This is a genomic window from Pirellulales bacterium, from assembly GCA_036499395.1.
Lineage (GTDB): Bacteria > Planctomycetota > Planctomycetia > Pirellulales > JACPPG01 > JACPPG01.
In genome coordinates this window covers 1-6,686 of record DASYDW010000148.1, presented here as the reverse complement: position 1 = coordinate 6,686, position 6,686 = coordinate 1, and the positions used below count along the sequence as shown (strand labels likewise).

Here is a 6,686-nt window from a genome sequence, read left to right as displayed (position 1 = left end):
TATAATGAGGCGCGGCCTCACGGATCGCTGGGCTACCTGGCTCCCAGCGAGTTCGCAAAACGGAGCCGGGAAACTAAACGGCCTGAACGGGTCTGAGAACTCTCATTACGAATGGGCACAATTTGGGGGCAGGGTCATTGGACACTGGTGGTTCACATAGCACGTGGTACAAAGAATGGGGGCAGGTCAGTTGCGACGATTGCGCAGCTAAGTCTGGTACACCTGCTAGCGCGGAGTCGTAGATCGATTTATCGTGATCTCACAACCAAACTGCCCGCGACCGATGGTGGTTGACGGTGTCCGGGTAGTGTCGGTCAAGTTGCGCACATTCGTTGGGAAGCCCTCCGCCGGAAGGTCGTGCCGGTGAGACCCGATCCGTAGGCGAGGGGTTCACCGGCACGGATAGCGGCTCACGCGGTCGCCGTCGTCGCCTCTTGGTTCTGCCGTTCACGCAATCGGTTCATGTCCATGTACCTCCTCGTGCCCTAGCGCGTCCCGGCCACATGCCTGAGCCGCGCCGCCACCAGCATCAACGCCGACTGGCCGTCCGGGAAGGCGCCGACGACGCGGGTCCGCCGCCGATCTCCCGGTTGATCCGCTCCAGCGGGTTGTTCGTCCGCAGGCTCCTCCAGTGCTCGGGCGGGAACGCCATGTTCTCCGCGATCCCCTCCCTCACGATCTGGGCCGCCTTGCCCAGCTTCATCCCCTCCAGCTTCTCGGCCACCGCCCGGGCCCTCTCACCGGCGCTGGCCCGGTCCTCCTGGGCGTGGATCGCTTTCAGCATCGCGGCCGCCACCTTCACCTTCCCCGCTGGCACCACGCTGAAGACGTTGCGGTAGAAGTGCACCATGCACTGCTGCCAGGCCGACTCCAGGTAGAACTCGCCCAGCGCCTCGACCAGCCTCAGGCACTTGTCGCTGGCGAACAGTTCCACCCCCGCCAGCCCACGCTCTTTCAGGTGCCGCAGGAAGCTCCGCCAGCTCTCGGCGTCCTCCGTGGTCACTTCCGCCACCGCCAATACCTCCCGGAACCCCTCTCGGTTGACCCCAATGGCGACCAGCACCGCCACGTTTTTCGCCTCCCCGCCCCACGAACGTTTTAACCAGATCCCGTCGAGGTAGACGTACGGGTGCCCCCCCCTCGATCGGCCGGTACCGCCAGGCCTCGATCTGTTGGTAGATCTTCTGGTTCAACTCGCTGACGGCGCTGGGGCTCAGCCGCGTCCCCCCACAACGCCTCGGTGATGTCCTCCACGCGCCGCACGCTCACCCCCGCTAGGTACATCTCCATCAGCGTCTCCTCCACGCTGCTCTCCCGCCGCCCGTAGCGCTCGATGATCGCCGTCTCCAGGGGCAGCTTCCGCAGCCGGGGGACCTTCAACTCCACCTCCCCGGTCTTCGTCTGCAGCTTGCGGGAATAACTTCCGGCCCGCTGGTGCTGCCGGTCGTCCGACCGCTCGTACCGCCCGACGTTGTAGGCCCGGTCCGCCACGGCGTCCAGGAGCGCGTTGAGCGTCCTCCACCGTCCCACGCACGACTTCGTCCAAGGGCTCCCGCACCATCCCAACGTCCAGCCGCAGTGCCCCGTCGATGCCCGTTCCTTCCTCCGTCCGACCTGTTACGCTGTCCATCCTGAAGCTCTCCTGTCCGGTAAGGGTTGTCCAAGTACCAACACCTTCCGGCGGGAGAGCTTCTCGTTCAAATGTGCGCATCTTTCAGGACGTTATCTGGTTGACAAAACAAACGGGATCAAGAAGATCCGGCGTAAAAGACGAACGTCGTAACGCAACGCTCTTTGAACATCTGTCGGCCGCGCCACATATTAACAGACCACGAGAAGGGACATCGCATGATCTTCTTAGGCCGCATCAGGCACCCTGTTCCCATCGCGGTCGCCGTCCTGATGGCAATGTGTATCAACGTCGAGCTGTTTGCAGACAGCCCCACGGCGAATCCCAGCGAGCCGACGATTAATAATCAGGCAGTTCTTGACGCCATCCGAGAAGAACGCCCTGATCGAAGCCAGCGGGTCCGCAAGATCGTCGAGGAACAACTTAAGCGCAATCCACAACAAGCGGCCACACAACTTCGAACGCGCTGGTTGCCGGAGATGCAACGCGCGCAAATGCAAGAAGATGTCGCAGAATTGGCGGTCGTCGCGGTCACGGCGGCGCCGAGTTCGTCATCATGGTGTCAACAGCTTCTTCAGCTTAGAACACGCGCCTTACTAGCAAGCGGACATATCGACGCGGCATTGCAGACCGCCAAGAGCGCATTCAACGTTGCATCAGTCGCCGGATCGTCCGATGCCTTATATCTAGTGTACCAATGCCTCATTGCCCGTTCCGATCCTACGGATGAACGCGCCAAACTTTTCATATTTGAGCAAACCTTGGGGGCACGGCCCTTAGGATTAGAAAACGAATCGAACAGCATCCTGAAATCGATACAAATCGACGCCTCGGTCTATCGGGCGGCGGCACAATCCCGGTTACAGTCGTCACAGTTTGTGCAACTGGTCGAAGCCGGAAATTTGTTCCTGATTGCTGACGAACCAACCGAAGCACGAAAGGCGTTTGATCGCGCCTTGGCGATCGCGCCGGCAAATCAGCGGACAAAGGTAATGGAGTCGATCGCCTGCTGCGTCAAAGCCGATCATGGCTGCATCGGCCCGGCGAGCGATTGGCTAGCGCACGCCCCATCCGCTTCATCCGGTTCGTCTTCAACATCGGTCGTGTTGCCTTCCCTCGGCACATGGTCACGCAAGGATCAATGGATCGGCGTGCCCGAAGTGCATGGGATTCATATCGATGGCAGCGATGATGATTGGAACGGACAAGGTTATGAGGTGGCGATCATGGCGGACGAGCATGGGAATGTTAAGCCGCCTAATGATTTCCGGCCATCGTTTCGACTCGGGTGGGATGCGCGTGGTCTGCTCGTGGTCGTTCGCGTGCTGGACAATACGCCCATGGAGTACGACTACACACGCCACTTGTTTAAAGGTGACTCAGTGGAATTCTTCCTAGGACGTCTCCAAAAGTTCAAAGCTGCGGATGACACAATCCAGGAAACTGAAGGCGACCGCTACATGCTCGTTATGAGTCCAGGAATGGACCCGCAATTTCCCGATGTCCGTTACTGTTTCTTTAAGGATCAAGCGAGATTCAATGAACCTGTAAACTATACGACTACCTATGCGCGGCAGAAAATTCCAGGCGGCTATTCAATGGAGGTCTTGCTACCTTGGTCGAATCTCGGAATCGCCGCCAAAGCGGGTACCGAATTGGCATTCCAACTCTATGTCATGGATCAGGATCACCCCGCTGCCGTGAAGCGCCCCTCTCGGCCGCCGTTTGTTGCCGTCTGGTATCCGCAGGCCAATACACACGTTGAACCTGCATCCACGTATCGCCTTCTCCTTACTCGACAAGCCAGTCCGCCTGAACGCGTCACGGCGCGCATACAGGATAGTAACGCCACCGGGAAGCCAATTGTGCTCAACGTCGTCGGCGTCTCCGACTTCGCCAATCGCGAGGTGTCTATTATCGCGGAGCAATTGAAGGCAGCGGGGACACTCCTGGCCGAGCCGCAACTACACTTGGCTTCCGCGCGTATTCCACTGCCGCCCGCTGCAATGAATCTCTCGAATTGCGAGGTATCGTGCGGCGAGTCGCGGTCCATTCAATTACAACTGCCCCGTGATCAACAACTTGCTCGAGCACATCGGGAGGCGCTATCCACAACGTGCGGTTTCCAGACAAACGTCTTGACTGGAAACGTCACGCCGCAAGTTGCGTGCGTCACTCCATGGCAACATCCGTCATACACGGTCCGTTATTTTGATGCGGAACACCAAGAGGTCGATGCGCCGACGAAGCCCGGACTTTATGGCGCCGAGATTGACATCAGCGGCGACGGTGGCGACCACGCCCGACGCTATGCGACACTTTTCCGCGTGCCCGCCGAACTGACCGGCGTGAACGTTCAAGGGATGACCCCGTCTGAAATAGGCGCCGCGCTGCTCCGCAGTAACCACGCGCGCCGCGAACTTCAGAACGTCAGCGCGAACGAGATCGATTCGGAGCAAACGTTGCGGGCCAATCCGCAAAGCGAAAACGCCGCGATCCTGCTGGCAGCTCTGCAAGGAGAAGGATTGCCCCCGCGGGTAGGCAGCCTGGGAGCGCGTTCACAAAGCCGCCAATGGTGGGTCGGATTGAAACAAAAACTCTGGGGGATGAAACCGATGGCTGAACCATGGTCTCGACCACAGGTCACTGAAGGTGCATCTAAACCCCAGTTAGACCTCGATGCCCCGGCGGCCGGAGTATCTACAGAATGCCTCGACAAGATCAAAGCATTGCTCGCGGACCAATCCCGGAAGCTTCCCGATGAGCCCATCGTCGTGTGTTTCGCCCGCCACGGACACGTCTTTCTTCATGTAGCATACGGGACTAGCGACAACGGGCCGATGACGGTTTCCACTCAGGGAGACCTTTATAGTTTGACCAAGTCTCTGTCGGCAACTCTTATGATGATGCTCGTGGACGCCGGGGACGCGGATCTTGATGCTCCCGTCGACCGCTATCTGCCTCCACTTGTCGGACACTTGGGAGATCCCCCGATCACCATCAGGGACCTTTACATTTTTCAAAGCGGTTTGTGGGGTTTTAGCGATGATGAGCGCAATGATCTTGAGGAAATAGTCAGCAGGTACAGCCCTTATGCTCATGTCGGCAAATTTATCTATAATGGTGATGGATACACACTAGCGGCAAAGGCGATGGAAGCCATTTCTGGCGAAGCCTTGCCCCAATTGTATTGGAACCATCTGCTCAAGCCGCTTGGAATGACTCACACCACCGTCCACGGATCGAGCGCCGACGCGCGCGCAACCGCGATGGATATCGCCGCCTTCGGACAAATGCTGCTGAACCGTGGTGCCTATGGAAACCTTCGTTTTCTCCACGAAGAGACGCTTCAGCGAATGATGCCGCGAACGGCCGCACCCGGCGAGCTTAGTGGAACTCATGGAATCGGGTTCAATAGCTATCCAAACCGCGGCTTAGGCATTCATGCTTACGCAAACGGGAGCGAAAATTCCGGAATGATGATCGTAGACCCCGATCACGACATGGTGTTAGCCATTGTGAGCTGCGGGATCAGAAAAGAATTCCGAAACTGCTATCCGGCACTATTCAAAATGTTAGTTTCGGATTTGCAATAACATAGCCTTTCGCCGCCTAACCGCGACGCCTTGCCTGGCTCCATAAACGTTTTGATAGGCCGGTGGTTTCAATATGAATTGGTTCGCTCCATTCTCGGATCTGATCAGTTGCTTAGCGTTGCTCACTGCTTTTTGTATCGCAACTTGTTTTCCGCAGTCAAAGGCCCTTGGGGGGGTAGACTTAGTGCAGTTAACGGACCTGCATTTGTTTGGCGGAGTTAGCGAAAATGATCGCGCCTTACGGGCCTGCATTGCCGAAATCAATCGGGAATTAGTTTCAGGGAAACCCGTAAATTGTGTTGTCGTTACCGGCGACCTCGGGTTGCAGGACCTGATCGCAACAGGTGCCGCTGGTCATCGTACTGTTGTTGCCAACGCGGAAGACTTGTTGACGACCGAGTCGAAAAAGTTCGCCGACATTGTCGCCACATCAAGGGTAAAAACGTGGCTGTTCCTCCCTGGCAACAACGATTTGATCGATGAAAATCCCGAATCCCTACGCTATTTCAGCAAGTTTCTCGCGGACGTCTCCTCCGATATAGGGGGCACGATTAACATTGTGAACCTTGCCGCTGGAGGCCGAGCAGCGGTATACGAAATCGGAAATCTCTCGATCATCGGTTTTAACAACGCTTCTTTCAAATCTAACAATAACGTAACCGATAGCTCAAAATTTGCCGAGTCCCAGCTCGCCGCTCTCTCGGAGTTGGATTCACGAGTCTCGCGAGCGAACTATGCATATATCTTCTACCATGTTCCCGAGATTGATGATCCTTATCTCGTGAGAACTAATCCTGCCCTCGCAAAAACATTTGACAAAGACTTTCGATATTCAGCATGGACCGTTAAGCCCGCCGTTAGGCAGGCATGGAACAACATAATCTCGCGTGAAAACGTGAGGGGATTATTTGCTGGTCATTTTCACGACTATCACCGGGATACATACCAAAACTATCACTGGGTTCGGACATTGAAATATGCGCCAGCGTCGCTCATCAAGCTATACCTATGCCCGCCCGTGGCGATTAAGAATCAGGAACGTATAGAGCCCTCGGAGCAAGCTCGAGGCTACAGGCGCATTCATATCGATGACACTGGCAGCGTCCGAAGCCAAATTGTTTGGATGACATCAAACGCCTTCATTCAATCGCCAGCGCTCAGTGATTAAGAACCTATCCGGGTAACCGCGTCGACTTCAAGCCGGCCGGGAAACCGTGATTGTCCAGACCCATTCTTGGTGCCACCCGGATCTGTAGACTCTTTGAACTTTCCTGTGCCGCCGGGACCGCCCCGGCAGACTCCTTCCATTTCTCGGCGACTGACCTGCTCCCCGAATCCGCATCCAGCGATGAGTGGAATTTTCTGCTAGTTTTTCAGGCCATTACGGCCCGGCGAAGCCGGGCAGGAGATGGCCATGAAGAAGTCGAAGTTTTCCGAAGAACAGATTGCCTTTGCGCTCA

At 56.8% G+C, this 6,686-nt stretch carries 2 protein-coding genes and 1 pseudogene; 2 read left to right on the top strand and 1 reads right to left on the bottom strand.

Going from position 1 to position 6,686, the window contains the following annotated elements:
• Positions 1 to 485: 485 nt before the first annotated feature.
• A pseudogene (locus VGN12_30485) lies at positions 486 to 1,630 on the bottom strand (IS256 family transposase).
• Positions 1,631 to 1,848: 218 nt separating this feature from the next.
• On the opposite strand from VGN12_30485, the gene VGN12_30480 reads away from it, so the two are divergent.
• Together VGN12_30480 and VGN12_30475 are read left to right on the top strand one after the other, a co-directional pair.
• Positions 1,849 to 5,226, top strand: a complete 3,378-nt coding sequence (locus tag VGN12_30480; GenBank protein HEY4313806.1) for a serine hydrolase — start codon at positions 1,849 to 1,851, stop codon at positions 5,224 to 5,226.
• A gap of 73 nt (positions 5,227 to 5,299) precedes the next feature.
• On the top strand, positions 5,300 to 6,394 hold the full coding sequence (locus VGN12_30475; protein HEY4313805.1) for a metallophosphoesterase: 1,095 nt from the start codon (positions 5,300 to 5,302) through the stop codon (positions 6,392 to 6,394).
• Positions 6,395 to 6,686 lie beyond the last annotated feature (292 nt).

Coding starts and splice junctions, on each gene's coding strand:
- VGN12_30480 (HEY4313806.1), top strand. CDS start 1,849: ATGATCTTCTTAGGCCGCATCAGGCACCCTGTTCCCATCGCGGTCGCC.
- VGN12_30475 (HEY4313805.1), top strand. CDS start 5,300: ATGAATTGGTTCGCTCCATTCTCGGATCTGATCAGTTGCTTAGCGTTG.